16 protein-coding genes and 1 pseudogene are annotated in these 15,834 nt (G+C 63.7%); all 17 read left to right on the top strand.

Features of this window, described 5'->3' with window-relative positions:
* The first annotated feature begins 83 nt into the window (after positions 1-83).
* The 17 genes and pseudogenes from recA (at position 84) to ACYQ0Z_RS08155 (ending at position 15,754) form a co-directional block, all read left to right on the top strand.
* Positions 84-1,139, top strand: a complete 1,056-nt coding sequence (gene recA, locus ACYQ0Z_RS08235) for a recombinase RecA (protein ID WP_459866576.1) — start codon at positions 84-86, stop codon at positions 1,137-1,139.
* Positions 1,140-1,200: 61 nt separating this feature from the next.
* Positions 1,201-1,836, top strand: coding sequence for a RecX family transcriptional regulator (locus ACYQ0Z_RS08230; RefSeq protein ID WP_459866573.1), 636 nt, complete (start codon positions 1,201-1,203; stop codon positions 1,834-1,836).
* On the top strand, positions 1,833-2,825 hold the full coding sequence (locus ACYQ0Z_RS08225) for a metallophosphoesterase family protein (RefSeq protein ID WP_459866570.1): 993 nt from the start codon (positions 1,833-1,835) through the stop codon (positions 2,823-2,825). Before ACYQ0Z_RS08230 ends, ACYQ0Z_RS08225 begins: the two co-directional genes overlap by 4 nt.
* Complete coding sequence (locus ACYQ0Z_RS08220; protein WP_459866567.1) at positions 2,822-4,171, top strand: AAA family ATPase; 1,350 nt, start codon at positions 2,822-2,824, stop codon at positions 4,169-4,171. Before ACYQ0Z_RS08225 ends, ACYQ0Z_RS08220 begins: the two co-directional genes overlap by 4 nt.
* Positions 4,134-4,406 (top strand): hypothetical protein, encoded by a 273-nt coding sequence (locus ACYQ0Z_RS08215; RefSeq protein ID WP_459866564.1) that lies wholly within the window; start codon positions 4,134-4,136, stop codon positions 4,404-4,406. The genes ACYQ0Z_RS08220 and ACYQ0Z_RS08215 overlap by 38 nt, the downstream gene beginning before the upstream one ends.
* Entirely contained in the window at positions 4,403-5,071 is a 669-nt protein-coding gene (locus tag ACYQ0Z_RS08210) for an ATP-binding protein (RefSeq protein ID WP_459866561.1), read from the top strand. The genes ACYQ0Z_RS08215 and ACYQ0Z_RS08210 overlap by 4 nt, the downstream gene beginning before the upstream one ends.
* 161 nt (positions 5,072-5,232) lie before the next feature.
* Complete coding sequence (rny, locus tag ACYQ0Z_RS08205; protein WP_459866558.1) at positions 5,233-6,774, top strand: ribonuclease Y; 1,542 nt, start codon at positions 5,233-5,235, stop codon at positions 6,772-6,774.
* 69 nt (positions 6,775-6,843) lie between these two features.
* A complete protein-coding gene (locus ACYQ0Z_RS08200; protein WP_459866555.1) occupies positions 6,844-7,641 on the top strand; it encodes a TIGR00282 family metallophosphoesterase in 798 nt (265 codons plus the stop codon).
* A 105-nt stretch (positions 7,642-7,746) separates the two neighbouring features.
* Positions 7,747-8,007, top strand: a complete 261-nt coding sequence (spoVS, locus tag ACYQ0Z_RS08195) for a stage V sporulation protein SpoVS (RefSeq protein ID WP_054671882.1) — start codon at positions 7,747-7,749, stop codon at positions 8,005-8,007.
* A gap of 85 nt (positions 8,008-8,092) precedes the next feature.
* Positions 8,093-9,031: a dipeptidase gene (locus ACYQ0Z_RS08190; RefSeq protein ID WP_459866552.1), complete on the top strand. Its 939-nt coding sequence runs from the start codon at positions 8,093-8,095 to the stop codon at positions 9,029-9,031.
* A gap of 97 nt (positions 9,032-9,128) precedes the next feature.
* Positions 9,129-10,892 (top strand): 2-oxoacid:acceptor oxidoreductase subunit alpha, encoded by a 1,764-nt coding sequence (locus ACYQ0Z_RS08185; RefSeq protein WP_459866549.1) that lies wholly within the window; start codon positions 9,129-9,131, stop codon positions 10,890-10,892.
* Positions 10,867-11,733 carry a 2-oxoacid:ferredoxin oxidoreductase subunit beta gene (locus tag ACYQ0Z_RS08180; protein ID WP_459866546.1) on the top strand — a complete coding sequence of 289 codons (867 nt, stop codon included), beginning with the start codon at positions 10,867-10,869 and terminating at the stop codon, positions 11,731-11,733. Before ACYQ0Z_RS08185 ends, ACYQ0Z_RS08180 begins: the two co-directional genes overlap by 26 nt.
* An 83-nt stretch (positions 11,734-11,816) precedes the next feature.
* Positions 11,817-12,554 carry an MBL fold metallo-hydrolase gene (locus tag ACYQ0Z_RS08175; protein WP_459866543.1) on the top strand — a complete coding sequence of 246 codons (738 nt, stop codon included), beginning with the start codon at positions 11,817-11,819 and terminating at the stop codon, positions 12,552-12,554.
* A 97-nt stretch (positions 12,555-12,651) separates the two neighbouring features.
* Positions 12,652-13,692 (top strand): L-threonine 3-dehydrogenase, encoded by a 1,041-nt coding sequence (tdh, locus tag ACYQ0Z_RS08170; RefSeq protein ID WP_459866540.1) that lies wholly within the window; start codon positions 12,652-12,654, stop codon positions 13,690-13,692.
* An 89-nt stretch (positions 13,693-13,781) separates the two neighbouring features.
* On the top strand, positions 13,782-14,957 hold the full coding sequence (locus tag ACYQ0Z_RS08165) for a glycine C-acetyltransferase (protein WP_459866537.1): 1,176 nt from the start codon (positions 13,782-13,784) through the stop codon (positions 14,955-14,957).
* A gap of 59 nt (positions 14,958-15,016) precedes the next feature.
* A pseudogene (locus ACYQ0Z_RS08160) lies at positions 15,017-15,142 on the top strand (glutathione transferase); the annotation flags it as partial.
* 336 nt (positions 15,143-15,478) lie between these two features.
* Complete coding sequence (locus tag ACYQ0Z_RS08155; protein WP_459866534.1) at positions 15,479-15,754, top strand: metal-sensitive transcriptional regulator; 276 nt, start codon at positions 15,479-15,481, stop codon at positions 15,752-15,754.
* Positions 15,755-15,834: the final 80 nt, after the last annotated feature.

Genomic DNA, 15,834 nt, shown 5'->3' with positions numbered 1-15,834 from the left:
TGGCAATCCGCCCACGAGCATGTATGATGGAAGAGAAATGACATGCAGCCCGACTTGGAAATTGGGGAAAAGGGGAGAGCGTTGTGTCCGATCGACGTGCGGCCCTTGAGATGGCCCTGCGCCAGATCGAAAAGCAGTTTGGGAAGGGGGCCATCATGCGCCTTGGAGAAGCGGCACAGGCGCAGGTCTCCACGGTTTCGAGCGGCATCCTCGGGTTGGACATCGCCTTGGGAGTCGGCGGCTATCCGCGCGGACGGATCATTGAGGTGTACGGCCATGAGTCGTCGGGGAAGACGACGGTGGCCCTGCATGCCATCGCCGAGGTGCAGAAAATCGGCGGCACGGCGGCGTTCATCGACGCCGAGCACGCCCTTGACCCGGTCTACGCACAGAAGGTTGGCGTCAACATCGACGAGCTGCTCTTGTCCCAGCCCGACACTGGCGAGCAGGCGCTGGAGATCGCCGAGGCGTTGGTGCGCAGCGGGGCCGTCGACATCATCGTCGTTGACTCGGTGGCCGCCCTCGTGCCGAAGGCGGAAATCGAGGGCGAAATGGGCGATGCCCACGTCGGCCTGCAGGCCCGGCTCATGTCTCAGGCCCTTCGCAAGCTGGCCGGGGCCATCTCCAAGTCGCGTTGCATCGCCATCTTCATCAACCAGATCCGCGAGAAGGTTGGCGTGATGTTCGGCAACCCCGAGACGACGCCGGGCGGCCGCGCCCTCAAGTTTTACAGCAGCATCCGCCTGGAAGTGCGGCGGGCCGAGGCGATCAAGAACGGCAACGAAGTGGTGGGCAACCGCACGCGCATCAAGGTGGTCAAGAACAAGGTGGCCCCGCCCTTCAAGCAGTGCGACGTCGACATCATGTACGGCGAAGGGGTCTCGCGAGAAGCGAGCATTCTCGATATGGCTACAGAGCTGGACATCATCCAAAAGAGTGGGGCGTGGTACGCGTACGGTGACCAGCGGCTCGGCCAAGGGCGCGAAAACGCCAAACAGTTCCTCAAGGAGCACCCGGAGGTGGCCGACGCTATCGAGCAGAAGATCCGGGAGTACTATAAGATCAACCCGGTCAAAGTGCCCAGCGCGACGGTCGATGAGGAACCGGTCGATGACCTGTTCCCGGTGGACGTGGAATAACCTCCGGAAAGCACCTGCAACGGGTGCTTTCTTCTTTTTCAAAAGGCGGTGAGCGAACACCATGGACGGGGTGATCACGGCCATTGAGCCCCAACCGGGGCGTTCCAAGCGGTACAACGTTTACGTGGACGGCAAGCTGGCCTTCTCGGTCCACGAAGATGTGGTGGTGCGCCTGCGCCTGGTGAAGGGCCGTCGCCTGGATCCCACTGCCTACCAGGCGGTGCTGGCGGAGGAGGAAGAGAACCGCATCCTGCAGCGCGCCTTGCGCTTCTTGGCCGCGCGGGCGCGCGCGGAGGCGGAGGTGCGCGCCTACCTCCTGCGCTGCGGTTACGCGGCCGAGCGGGTCGAGGCCGTGTTGGCGCGCCTGCGCGAAGCGGGATGGCTGGATGATGCGGCCTTCGCCCGCCAGTGGGTGGAGGCGCGCAAATCCGGACGTCCCCGGGGGCGGCGGCTGGTGCGGCTGGAACTGCTCCGGCGAGGTGTGGCGCCGGAGGTGGCGGATGCGGCCTTGGCCGCGTGGGCGGAGGAGGACGAGCGGCAGGCGGCTTACGCTCTGGCCTGCCGGCGCCTCCAGCGCTACCGCACGCCGAGGGGACTGGATGCGGCGAGGCTGTACCGGTTCCTCCTCGGCAAAGGGTTCGCCCCCGGAATCGCCGGCGACGTGGTGCGGCGCCTTGCGGAGGAGGGGGACGCGTGAAGCTGCTCTTCGTGACCGACACCCACATCCGCGGCACGACGCCGCGCAACCGGCGCGACAACTTTCCGGAGACGTTGAAGACCAAGCTGATCGAGGTGATGGAGATCGCCGCCGCCCACCGCGTTGACGCGATCATACACGGCGGCGATGTTTTCGACCGCCCCGACCTGGCCCCGGCGGTGGTGCGCAGCTTTGCCGCCGTGCTGCGCGACGCGCCGGCGCCCATCTACGCCGTGGCCGGCAACCACGACGTGTACGGGCACAACCCGGAGACGGTGGGCCGGACCATGCTCGGTCTCCTCGACGCCTTCGGCACGGTGCGCCTCCTGCACCCGGGTGAGCCGGTGCGCCTTGAAAAGGGCGGCGTCACCGTGCAGCTGAGCGGTCAGCCGTTTCACTACGACATCGACCGCCGGGACCCGTTGCTTGACTATCGTCCGGCGGACCGCGCACACGCGGACGTCACCGTGCATGTCGCCCATGGCATGGTGACGGATAAGCCGCTCCCCGGCGGCGTGCCCTACACCCTTCTCGACACCCTGTGGGGACCGGACGCACCGGATGTGCTCCTGACCGGCCACTACCACGCCGGCTTCGGTGCCCACAAGCGGGAGGGGAAGTGGATCGTCAACCCCGGGGCCTTGTCGCGGGTCAACAACCAGCTGGCCGAGGTGCAGCGCATGCCGCAGGTGGCTTTGCTCACCGTTGGCGCTGGGATCGACGTGGAACTCCTCCCGCTCTCCTGCGCGCGCCCGGGCGAGGAGGTCCTCGACCGCCACTACGTGGAACAGGCCGCCTACCGCGAAGAGAAGCTGACCCGCTTCGTGCAGCAGGTGCGCGCGGCCGAGGGCTTTCAGACGCTGGAACTGGCACAGATCCTCGACCGCCTTGCCGGGCTGACCCAGGTGCCCGACGCCGTGCGCGCGGAGGCGCTGCGCCGCCTCGCCGCGGCACAGGAGCGGCTGGCGAAAGGGGAGCGTTCGCCGTGAAGAAGGCCATTTGCCGCCTGGTGATCGAGAACTTTCAGTCCCATGAGCGCAGCGAGCTGGAGTTTTCGCCCGGCCTGAACGTCATCGTCGGACCGTCGGACAGCGGCAAGAGCGCGATCATCCGCGCCTTGCGCTGGGCCCTCTTCAATCAACCGCGGGGGAGCGACTTTGTGCGGGCGGGCGCCGATCGTTGCCGGGTGACGGTGTGCTTCGACGACGGCACCGCCATCGTACGCGAGCGCACGGCGACGCGCAACCGGTACCTCGTGCGTTTGCCGGACGGACGGGAACAGGTGTTCGAGGGGTTTGGCACCGGGGTGCCGGACGAGGTGCTCGAAGCCCACGGCATCCGTCCCCTCATGCTCGACGAGGACCTCGAGACCCTCGTCCACCTCGCCATGCAGCTCGACCCGCCCTTTTTGCTCAGCGAGCGGGCGGCGGTGCGGGCCAAGGTGCTCGGCCTCCTCAGCGGGGCGCACCTCATCGACGCGGCCATCCGCGACACGCAGCGCGACGTGCAGGCCCTCGGGCAGGCGATCCGCCACCATGAACAGGAGATCGAGCGGCTCCAGGCCGAGCTGAAGCCCTATGACGCCCTCCCGGCATACCGGGCCGCCCTCGAGCGGTCGGAAGCGGCGGGAGCGCGGGCGGAAGCGGAGTTCGCGCGTCTCACCCGGTTGCAAGCGGTGTATGAGGCGTGGCGAACGGTGGAGGCGGAACGGGCGCGGTGGAAGGCCGTCCAGGCCCGCCTTTCCGCCCTTCCCGCAGCGGAACGCGTCGTGGCGCAACTGGAGGCTTTGGTGCTCCGCCTGCGCGAGTGGCGGCGGTGGGCCCAGCAGCTGGCCGAAGGGGAGCGGGCCCTTGCCGCTTGCCGGACGGTGCTGAAGCAGACGGCGCACATCGCGCTGGCAGAAGAGACCTTGGCGGCACTAGCCCTGCGGGTGGAGCAGCAGAAGCGGTTGCGCACCCTGCGCGAGCGCTGGACGGATCTGGCACGGCAAGAACGCCACGCCGTACGCGTGCGCGATGCAATGCGGGCCGTGGAGGCCGTTGCCGCGCAGGCCGAGGCAGTGGGACAACTGGTGGAGCGATATCGGCGCCTCGTCGACGTCCGCGCACGCTTGCGCGAGGTGGGGGAGCGGCTGGCGCAGGGCGAAGCCTTCCTTCGCGAACAGGACGCGACGCTGCGCCGGCTGATGGGCCGCCTGCGCGCCGTGTTGGCGGCGATGAAAACGTGCCCGCTGTGTGGCAGTCCCGTCGACGAAGACCGCATTGCGCACATCCTGGACGAGTGGGGAGGAGATGCCGGTGAACCAGGCGGGGAAAGACAACGGCAGCCACTATGAGGCGGAGCTCAAGACGATCAAGGAGGCCATCGAGAAGGCGAAAAACCTTCGCTACCGTGCCGAGGCGCGCCTCGAGCAGCTCGAGGCCCAGCGCGACGAGATCCTACGCGAGCTAGACGAACTGGGGGTCGCGCCCGAGCGCCTCGATGAGGAGATTGCGCGGCTGGAACGGGAGATCGAGCGCCTTCTTGCCGAGGCGTGGCAGCACATTCCGAAGGAGCTCGTGGAAAAATGAGCGCAGACCTTCGCGCCGAGCTGGAGCGGCTGCGTGCGGCGCAGCGCCGGGCTCGGGAGCACCTGGCCCGCCTGGAGGGCAAGCAGGAAGCCCTCCTGCGCGACCTCCGCGCGCGGCAAGTGGCTGTGGAAGAGGCCCGTTCCCGCCGCGAGCTGTATGAGCAGACGCGCATCCTGCTGCAGGAGACGGGCGCCTACGCGCGGGAACAGGCGCGCCAGCAGCTGGCCATGCTCGTCACCAACGCCCTGCAATATGTGTTCGGGCCGGGCATGCGTTTCGAAGTGGAGGTGGGCGAGCATGGCGGCAAGCCCGTCGCCGAATTCTACGTGGTGTCCGACGCAGACGGTATGCCGGTCGTCACCCGACCGCAGGACGCCCGAGGCGGCGGCGTGGTGGACGTGGTCTCCCTCGCATTGCGCGTCGCCCTGCTGCAGGCCTTGAACCCCCCGCTTCCCGGGCCGCTCATCCTCGACGAGCCAGCCAAACACGTCAGCGAGGATTACATCGTCTCCGTTGTCCAGTTTTTGCAATCGGTCAGCGACGTCTTCTCGCGGCAAATCATCATGGTCACCCACAACACGCATCTGACGGAGTCGGCCGATACCGGGTACACCGTGCGTCTTGTGGGCGGGCGTTCCCATGTGGTGCCCCTCCGCCAAACTTGACAACCTTTTTTTTATCCGCTTAAAATCAGGTGTATGTGAAGGTTTTTCCTTCACGTTTCCTCCAAGGTTTGCACGCCTGCGGGCGGATCAATCGAGGTACCCGTGGGGCGGTCGCAAGGACGCGATCGTGGCAGATTTGCGCGGTGAAGGAGGTGACGATGTTGGACGGTGTCGTTTTCGTACCCGTCCTCCTCGCCTCCACCGCCGTCGGTGTCGGAGTTGGCTACCTCATCCGCAAGCAAATTGCGGAAAAGAAGATCGGCTCGGCAGAAGAGGCGGCTCGGCAGATCGTTGAAAGTGCGAAAAAAGAAGCGGAAGCTGTAAAAAAGGAAAAAATTCTCGAAGCGCGTGATGAAATTCACCGCTTGCGCAGCGACGCGGAGCGGGAAATCCGCGAGCGTCGTGGCGAGTTGCAACGCTTGGAACAGCGCCTCTTGCAAAAGGAGGAATCCCTCGATCGCAAGCGTGAAACCCTCGAGAAAAAAGAAGAAGCGCTTGCAGCCAAGGAACGGGAGATTGCGGCAAGAGCGCAAGAGATTGACGAATTGCATCGCAGACAGGTGGCCGAACTGGAACGCATCTCCGGTCTGACGACGGAGGAGGCCCGGGAAACGATCCTGAAAACCGTGGAAAACGAGGTGCGGCACGAGGCGGCCCAGCGGATCAAGGAGATCGAGCAGCAGGCCAAGGAGGAGGCCGACCGCCGCGCCCGGCAGATCATTTCCCTTGCCATCCAGCGTTGCGCGGCGGACCATGTGGCGGAGACGACGGTGTCGGTCGTCACCCTGCCGAACGACGAGATGAAGGGCCGCATCATCGGGCGCGAGGGCCGGAACATCCGTACCCTAGAAACGCTCACCGGGATCGACCTGATTATCGACGACACACCGGAAGCGGTCATCCTGTCGGGGTTTGACCCCATTCGGCGGGAAATCGCCAAAACGGCCCTCGAAAAACTGGTTGCCGATGGCCGCATCCACCCCGCCCGCATCGAGGAAATGGTGGAGAAAGCGCGGCGCGAGGTGGACGAGCGCATCCGCGAATACGGTGAACAGGCGACGTTCGAAACCGGTGTGCACGGGCTTCATCCCGATTTGATCAAGATCCTCGGGCGCCTGCATTTCCGCACCAGTTACGGCCAGAACGTCCTCAAGCACTCCATTGAGGTGGCCCACCTGGCCGGACTGATGGCTGCGGAGCTGGGCGAGGACGTGCAGCTGGCCAAGCGGGCCGGCCTCTTGCACGACATCGGGAAGGCCCTCGACCATGAAGTCGAAGGATCGCACGTGGAGATCGGCATCGAGCTGGCCAAGAAATACGGCGAGCACCCGGCGGTGATCAACGGCATTGCCGCGCACCATGGCGACGTGGAGCCGACGTCGGTGATTGCCACCCTGGTCTGCGCGGCCGACGCCCTGTCGGCAGCCCGCCCCGGTGCGCGCCGTGAAACGTTGGAGGCGTACATCAAGCGCCTGGAGAAGCTCGAGGAGATCGCTGATTCCTTCGACGGAGTCGAAAAGTCGTACGCCATCCAGGCGGGACGCGAGGTGCGCATCATTGTCAAGCCGGACCAGGTGGACGACCTGGCAGCCTTCCGCCTGGCCCGCGAGATTTCCAAACGCATCGAAAACGAGCTGGATTACCCCGGTCACATCAAGGTGACGGTTATTCGTGAAACCCGAGCCGTCGAATATGCCAAATGAAGTGGCACATCGGCCACTTCTTTTTTTCGTGGTACAATAAACCTGAATGTGGGATTCGGGAGGGATTCGGTGAAGCTGCTGTTTATCGGTGACGTGGTCGGCGCGCCCGGACGCGCCATGCTGCAGGAATACCTTCCGCTCCTCAAAAGCCGCTTCCAACCCGACATTGTGGTGGTCAACGGGGAGAATGCCGCCGGCGGGCGGGGCATCACGGCGGAGATTGCCCGGCAGTTTTTTGAGTGGGGCGTGCACTGTATCACGATGGGCAACCACACGTGGGACAACAAGGCCATTTTTGACTTCATCGACGATGAACCGCGCCTTGTTCGCCCGGCCAACTATCCGCCGGGTACTCCGGGGCGTGGATACACCGTCGTGGCCGCCGGCGGCCGCGAGCTGGCGGTGGTGAACCTCATGGGACGCACGTTTCTGCCGCCCCTCGACTGCCCCTTCCGCACGGCACAGGCGCTTGTGGACGAGCTTCGCCTGCGCACCCCGCTGATTCTCGTTGACATGCACGCCGAAGCGACGTCGGAGAAGCAGGCCATGGCCTGGTTCCTTGACGGGAAGGTGTCGGCCGTCGTCGGTACGCACACCCACGTGCAGACGGCGGATGAACGCATCCTGCCCGGGGGAACGGCGTACATTTCCGATGTGGGTATGACCGGCCCCTATGATGCCATCCTGGGCATGGAGCGCGAGGTGGTGATCAAAAAGTTCCTCACCGGCCTGCCCGTGCGCTTCGCCGTCGACGAGAGCGGGCGCAAGCAGCTGAACGCCGTGTTCCTGGAACTGGACGATCAAACGGGCAAAGCGCGTTCCATCCGGCGGATCCGCATCGACGACGACCACCTGTGGAGCGGTTAGAATTTTGTGAATCGTCTCCTTGGCGAGAAGGAATTTTCTTGCGCATCGCGAATAGAATACAGTAGATCCCCCTTCACCACCCTTTCGCCAAGGAGGTAGCAGTCCATGGAAGTATTAAAAGTTTCAGCAAAGTCAAACCCGAACGCTGTTGCTGGTGCGCTGGCCGGTGTCCTGCGCGAACGGGGTGCGGCCGAAATCCAGGCCATCGGGGCCGGCGCGCTTAACCAGGCGGTCAAAGCAGTCGCGATCGCACGAGGATTTGTAGCGCCGAGTGGTGTCGACCTCATCTGCATTCCCGCCTTCACCGACATCATCATCGATGGCGAAGAGCGCACGGCAATCAAGCTGATTGTCGAGCCGCGGTGATCACCCCATCATCTGCACAGTGGACCTGTTTGTCTCCGGGGGAGGCAAACAGGTTTTTTGCATGCCGAAGCGTGGAGGTCGAACGATGTTTGTGGTTGACGGCCATTGCGACGTGTTGTGGCGGCTCTGGGAGAACCCGGGCCGCTCCGTTTCCGATAGTGCGCTGCAGGCCGGGGTAGGGCGCCTCGCCGCCGGCAACGTGCGCGCACAAGTGTTTGCCCTTTTCGTTCCCCCGCACGTTCCGCGCGGCCAGCGCCTCCAGGCGGCGCTCGCGATGGTGGATCGCTGGCACGAAGATGTACTGGGCAAGGCCGGCTTTCGGCCTCTCCTGTGGCGAGAGGACGTCTCTGCGGTGAGACGTGGTGACGCGCGCTGGGCTCTTTTGGCCTTGGAGGGGGTCGAGGCGCTGGAAGGGAACCTGGTTCACCTGCGCGTCCTTTATCGCCTGGGCCTGCGCATGGTAGGGCTCACCTGGAACGAGGCCAATGAGGCGGCAGACGGTTGTGGGGAGCCGCGCGGGGGCGGGCTGACGCGCTTTGGGCATGCTCTCGTCGAGGAAGCCAACCGCTTGTCCCTGCTTCTCGACGTGGCTCACCTGTCCGAGCGCGGGTTTTGGGACGTAGCCGCAGCAAGCAACAGGCCCCTTGTCGCCAGCCACGCCAACTGCCGCGCCGTGCACGATCACCCGCGCAACCTGACCGACGACCAGTTGCGGGCCATCGCGCAGTCGGGCGGCGTGGTCGGCCTCACCTTCGTCCCGGACTTTCTCACGGATGGAGAGGCGACGCGTGACGATGTGCGCCGCCACCTTGAGCACGCCGTGTCGGTGGCCGGCGAGGACCACGTGGCCTTCGGCTCCGATTTCGACGGCATCGTGCGCGTGGTGACGGGCCTGGAACATGCGGGTACCTATGCCGAGTGGGCCGACTATCTCCTGCGCTACTATCCGGCATCGAGCGTGGAGAAGTGGCTGGCGGGAAACTGGTTGCGCGTGCTGGCGGCCGGGCTGCCGGCGCGTCCATGACAAACTTGTGACAAAAAGGGCTAGTGACAGATTGCAAAACGTGCTACACTTAGGAATGTAACAAACGAATTATTGGGAGTGTAAGGGGTGGAGTTCGATGCTGAGCCAGCTATCCTGGAAAGTTGGGGGCCAACAGGGGGAGGGTATCGAATCGGCCGGCGAAATATTTGCGACCGTTTTGAATCGGTTGGGGTATTATCTCTATGGCTACCGGCATTTTTCGTCCCGTATCAAAGGGGGGCACACGAACAACAAGATCCGCGTCAGTACAAAACCGGTGTATGCCATTTCAGACGATTTGGATATCTTGGTTGCTTTTGACCAGGAAACCATAGATCTGAATAGTCACGAGCTGAAGGAAGGCGGCGTGGTCATTGCGGACGCGAAGTTTAATCCCAAGCTTCCTGAGGGGATCCACGCACGCCTCTTTTCTGTGCCTTTTACTGAAATTGCCCAGGAGTGCGGCACCGTCCTCATGAAAAACATGGTTGCCGTGGGGGCGTCCGCCGGCGTGCTGGGGCTGCCCATTGAGGCGTTCCGCAGCGTAATCGAGGAGACCTTCAAGCGTAAGGGGCAGAAAGTGGTCGACATGAACATGGAGGCCCTGCGGCGGGGGGCGCAGTTCGTCCTCGACCAGGTGGGCGGGGCGATGCCAGAGTTTAAACTGGCGCCCGCCGACGGCAAGAAGCGCCTGTTCATGATCGGCAACGACGCCATTGCCCTTGGGGCCATCGCCGCCGGATGCCGCCTGATGTTCGCCTATCCGATCACGCCGGCGTCGGAGATCATGGAATACCTGATCAAGAAATTGCCCAAGTTCGGCGGAACGGTAGTGCAGACGGAAGATGAGATTGCGGCCATCACCATGGCCATCGGCGCCAACTATGCTGGCGTGCGGGCAATGACGGCGTCGGCGGGTCCGGGGATCTCCCTCAAGACGGAAGCGATCGGCCTGGCCGGCATGACGGAAACACCCCTTGTCATTGTCGATACGCAGCGTGGGGGACCGTCGACCGGTCTGCCCACCAAGCAGGAGCAGAGCGACATCAACGCCGTGCTGTACAACAACCACGGCGAGATTCCGAAAATCGTCATCGCCCCGAGCACGGCGGAGGAGGCCTTCTATGATACGGTGGAGGCCTTCAACCTGGCGGAAGAGTATCAGTGCCCGGTGATCATCCTTTCCGACCTGCAGCTGTCCCTCGGCAAGCAAACCGTCGAGCCGCTGGACTACAGCAGGGTAGAAATTCGCCGCGGCAAGCTGCTCAAGGATGAGGAGATCACCCCGCCGGAAGGGGAAATGTTCAAACGTTACGCCTTCACCGAGGATGGCATCTCGCCGCGCGTCATTCCGGGGCAGAAGTACGGCATCCACCACGTCACCGGGGTGGAACACGGTGAGACGGGGCGGCCGTCGGAAGACCCGGTCAACCGCAAGAAGATGATGGAAAAACGCCTGCGCAAGCTGCAAAACCTCCGCTTCCAGACGCCGCTGTATGTGGATGCGCCCCACGACGAGCCCGACCTGCTCGTCATCGGCATCGGTTCCACGCGGGGAGCCATCACCGAGGCGAAGGAGCGACTCGAAGCGGAGGGCATCCGCGTCAACCATGTGCACGTGCGCCTCTTGGCGCCGTTCCCGACGGACGCGCTCAAGCCCTACATGGAAAAAGCCAAGCGGGTGGCTGTGGTGGAGCACAACGCCACGGGGCAGCTGGCCAATCAGATCAAGCTGCATGTGGGCATGCCCGAAAAGATTCGCAACGTACTGAAGTACGACGGCAATCCGTTCCTGCCTTCTGAAATCACCAACGCTTGCAAGGAGCTGGTCCAAGATGGCCACCTTCAAAGACTTTCGTAACAGCGTCAAACCCAACTGGTGCCCGGGATGCGGCGACTTTTCGGTCCAGACGGCCATCCAGCGCGCCTGCGCCAACGTGGGCCTGGAGCCGGAAGAAGTGGTGATTGTATCCGGCATCGGCTGTTCGGGCCGCATTTCCGGTTACATCAACGCCTACGGGTTCCATGGCATCCACGGTCGGGCCTTGCCCATCGCCCAGGGCATCAAGCTGGCCAACCGGAACCTCACCGTCATCGCCGCCGGGGGTGACGGGGACGGCTTTGCTATCGGCATGAGCCACACCCTTCACGCCATCCGGCGCAATCTGGACATCACTTACATCGTGATGGACAACCAGATCTATGGTCTCACCAAGGGGCAGACGTCGCCGACCAGCGCCTTCGGCTTCGAAACGAAGAGCACCCCGTACGGCTCGATCGAAGCGCCCGTCAGGCCGCTGGAACTGGTCCTGGCCGCCGGGGCCACCTTCGTCGCCCAAGGGTTCTCCAGCGACCTCAAGGGGCTGACGCACATTATTGAGGAAGGCATCAAGCACAAGGGCTTCGCCTTCATCAACGTGTTCAGCCCGTGTGTCACCTTCAACAAAGTGAACACCTACGACTGGTTCAAGGAGAACCTGGTCAGCCTCGACACGATCGAGGGCTACGATCCGACGGACCGCATCCAGGCCATGAAGACGGTTATGGAGCACAAGGCCCTCGTGACGGGGATCATCTACCAGCGTAAGGACATCCCCAGCTACGAAGAGCGCATCCCCGGTTTTAAGGATGTGCCGCTGGCCCATCAGGACCTGCGCTTGGACGAAGGGGCCTTCGAAGAACTCGTGAAGGAGTTCATGTGATCGGTTCGCATCCCGCCGTCCGCTGTTGGGCGGCGGGTTTTTGCCATTGGAAGAGGAAATTCCCTGTGGAAAGGACGTTCTCCATGAAGTGGATCGTGCTCGGCTGGCAATCGCCACACCCCGGGCCCCACGGGGCCACTCCGGGCTACCTCGTGCAGACGGCCGGAGGAAACCTGCTCATCGACTGCGGCAGCGGGGTGGTGAGCCGGCTCCTGGCCCGCCTGTCCCTGGCCGAATTGACGGCCGTCATCCTCACCCATTACCATGCCGACCATGTGAGCGACCTCGGCGTGCTGCAGTACGCCGTGATGACGGCCGTGCAGCGCGGCGAGCGTGCGACCCCGCTCACGGTGTACGCCCCGCGCCAGCCGGAGGACGATTTCGCCCGCGCCGCATACAAAACCTATGTTCAGGCCGTGCCGATTGACGAGGATGCGTCCCTTGACCTGGCCGGCGTCACGGTTCGCTTCCGCCGCACGGCGCATCCCGTCCCGTGCTATGCCGTGCGTCTTGACGGCGAGGGGCGCGCCATCGCCTATACGGCGGATACCGGTCCCGACACCGCGTGGGGCGCGTTCCTGCGTGACGTGGACCTCCTGGTGGCCGAGGCGACATTCCGGACGGCTGACGTGCCGCCGGGGGCGCGGGGACACCTGACGGCGGCGGAGGCGGGTGCGCTGGCCGGACGGCATGGCGCGCGCCGGCTGCTTTTGACCCACCTGTATCCAGGGTATGACCCGGTGCACCTGGTGGAGGAAGCCCGGACCACCTATTCGGGCCCGATTGTTGTGGCCCGTGACGGCTTTGAGGTGTCTCTGTAGAGTGGACATTTTCTTTACCGCGCGCACGACGTATACTATAATGTTCTTGGTTATCTCGGCATGATTGCGCTTTCAATACAGAAAGGAGCTGTACACCATGGGTGGAACCATGCGCGCGGTGGTCAAGACGCAGGCTGCGCCGGGAGCGGAGCTGCGGGAGGTGCCCATTCCGCAGCCGGGGCCCGGAGAAGCGCTGGTGCAGGTCAAGGCGACCACCATTTGCGGCACCGACGTGCACATCTACGTGTGGGACGAGTGGGCCCAAAGCCGCATCCGCGTGCCACAGATTATCGGGCACGAGTTCTCCGGCGTGGTGGTGGACGTCGGGCCCGGCGTGACCCACGTGAAAGCGGGGGACCACGTGTCGGCCGAGACCCACTTCGTGTGCGGCCACTGCCCCCAGTGCCTGACGGGCCAGGCCCACATCTGCAAAGACACGCGCATCCTGGGCGTGGACCGCGACGGCTGCTTTGCTGAATACGTGGTCGTCCCGGCGCAAAACCTGTGGAAGAACGATCCTTCGCTGCCCTTTGAGGTGGCGTCGCTGCAGGAGCCCATGGGCAACGCCGTTCACACCGTGCTGTCCGGCCCGGTGGCCGGCAAAACGGTGGCCGTGGTGGGGTGCGGGCCCATCGGCATCATGGCCGTGGCCGTGGCGCGAGCGGCTGGCGCGGCGAAGGTGCTCGCCGTTGATGTCAATCCGTACCGCCTCGAGTTGGCCAAGGCGATGGGAGCCCACGTGCTGATTCACGCCGGCGAGGAGGACCCCGTGGCCCGCGCCCTTGAGGTGACCGGCGGCAACGGCGTCGAGGTCGTCTGCGAGATGTCGGGTCATCCGGCTGCTATCCGCCAGGGGCTTAAGATGCTGGCCAACGGCGGCCGCATCGCTATGCTCGGCCTGCCGACGCAGGACGTGCCCCTCGACATCACGAACGACATCGTCTTTAAAGGGGTCACCGTTCAGGGGATCACCGGGCGGCGAATGTACGAGACATGGCAGCAGACATCCGGCCTGCTTGCTTCAGGCCAGGTGAACCTGGAGCCGCTCATTACCCACCGCTTTCCGCTCGAACGGTTTGCCGAGGCCTTTGAATTGATGAAGAGCGGGCGGTGCGGCAAGATCGTGCTCATCCCGTAAATGCGCGCCGGAGCACCGGCCGCGGGTGTCGCGGATGCCGCGGCAGGGTGTTCAGGCGCTGGCCTGATTACGCGCAAAGGGGGAATTGGATGAAGGGCTTGGCCCATCTCCGTGAGGAACTGGAACAGCTCAAAGCCCAGGGGATCTTTCGTCCGCTGACGGAAATCGCGTCGGCCCAGGGCGCGCGGGTGGTCATCCGTGGGAAAGAGGTGATCCAGCTCGCCTCCAACAACTACCTGGGGCTGACCACCCATCCCAAGCTGAAGGAAGCAGCCCTTAAAGCCGTCGAGCGTTTCGGGGCGGGGACCGGCTCGGTGCGCACCATCGCCGGGACGTTCACGATGCACGAGGAACTGGAGAAGAAGCTGGCCGAATTCAAGCACACCGAGGCGGCCCTGGTATTCCAATCGGGCTTCACGGCCAATGTTGGCGTCCTCTCGTCCATCCTCGACGAGCGCGACGTTGTCATTTCCGACGCCCTTAACCACGCCTCGATCATCGACGGCATCCGCCTGACCAAGGCGGCGCGGCGCATCTACCGCCATAACGACCTGGACGACCTGGAGGCGGCGCTGAAGGAGACGCAGCAGTACCGCACGCGCCTCATCGTCACCGACGGCGTGTTCAGCATGGACGGTGACATCGCTCCGCTGCCGCAGATCGTGGAGCTGGCGGAACGCTACGATGCCCTCGTCATGGTCGACGATGCCCATGCCAGCGGGGTGCTCGGGAAAAACGGCCGCGGTACGGTAGACCACTTCGGCCTGCACGGCCGCGTGCACATCCAGGTGGGCACGCTGTCGAAGGCCATCGGTGTTCTCGGCGGCTACGTCGCCGGCTCCGAGGTGCTGCGCGACTGCCTGATCCACCGTGCGCGTCCGTTCCTGTTCAGCACATCCCATCCGCCGGCGGTCACGGCGGCCTGCCTCGCTGCCATCGAGGTGCTTCTCACCGAACCGGAGCGCATCGAGCGGCTGTGGGAGAACACGCGTTTCTTCAAGGACGGTCTGAAGAAGCTCGGTTTCGATACGGGCAACAGCGAAACGCCGATCACGCCGGTTATCGTCGGCGACGGGGCGCTTGCAATGAAGCTGTCCGACAAGCTTTTCGAATACGGCGTTTATGCCCAGGGCATCGTCTACCCCACGGTACCGAAGGACAAGGCGCGCGTGCGCACCATTGTCACCGCCGTGCACACGAAGGAGGACCTCGAAGCCGCCCTCCACGCCTTCGAGAAGGCGGGGAAAGAGCTGGGGATCATCTAAGCGGAATAACGGAACAACGAGCGGGCAGCCGAAGCGGCTGCCCGTATGTTTTTCTTTGCGTTGCGTTTGTCCGCGAACCAGTGGAGCGAGGGGGAGGCCTTTCCGTTCAATTTCGCGATCCCAATGGCATCTTTCTCGAATTGTTTACCGGAACGTTGGCGGAACGGATGAAGGTTTGGGTATGAGCGGAACTGTGGAAGAAGGGCGAGAGGCAGATGAAGCCTCTCGTTTTTATGTGCGGGGGAGAGGTGTCCGCATCAAGGAGACACGTTTTCTTTTTCCTCATAGTTGCGCATTTCCATCCTTGACGGTACAACCAAAAGGAAAGGGTCGCCCCGAGGACCTCACCGGCGAGCGACACGAAAAACCCGTTTACCGATCCAAACACGACGGCATTGGCGCCCGAAAGGAAAACGGACGGCATGTACCCGGGGGAGGTACGCATTGTCAAAAACATCGTTGACAAAGGCTCATGTTCGTGGTATGGTGGACAGGGTAATACCCTAAGGGGGTATTAACGGATGAACCAGGCAAGTGACAAAGCAGCCTTGTTGCGTCGCCTGCGGCGTATTGAAGGACAGATCCGTGGCGTGCAGAAAATGATCGAGGAAGATCGGTACTGTGTTGACATCCTCACGCAGCTGGCGGCCATTCGCGCAGCGACCAACGCGGTCGGCCTGGCCATCTTGGAGCGGCACATCCGGGGGTGCGTGCAGAACGCGATCCGGCAGGAGCAAGGCGATGAGATGATCGACGAACTGCTGGATGTGATCCAATCGTTCATTAAATCCTCGTGAACCCGACGCGCGACCGTAAAAAACAGCATCGCGCCAGCCGATACATAACAAATGGGAGGAACGAGCAGGGGGTAGGGGGC

Source organism: Calditerricola yamamurae, assembly GCF_054654135.1.
This window is presented reverse-complemented; position numbering and strand designations above follow the sequence as displayed.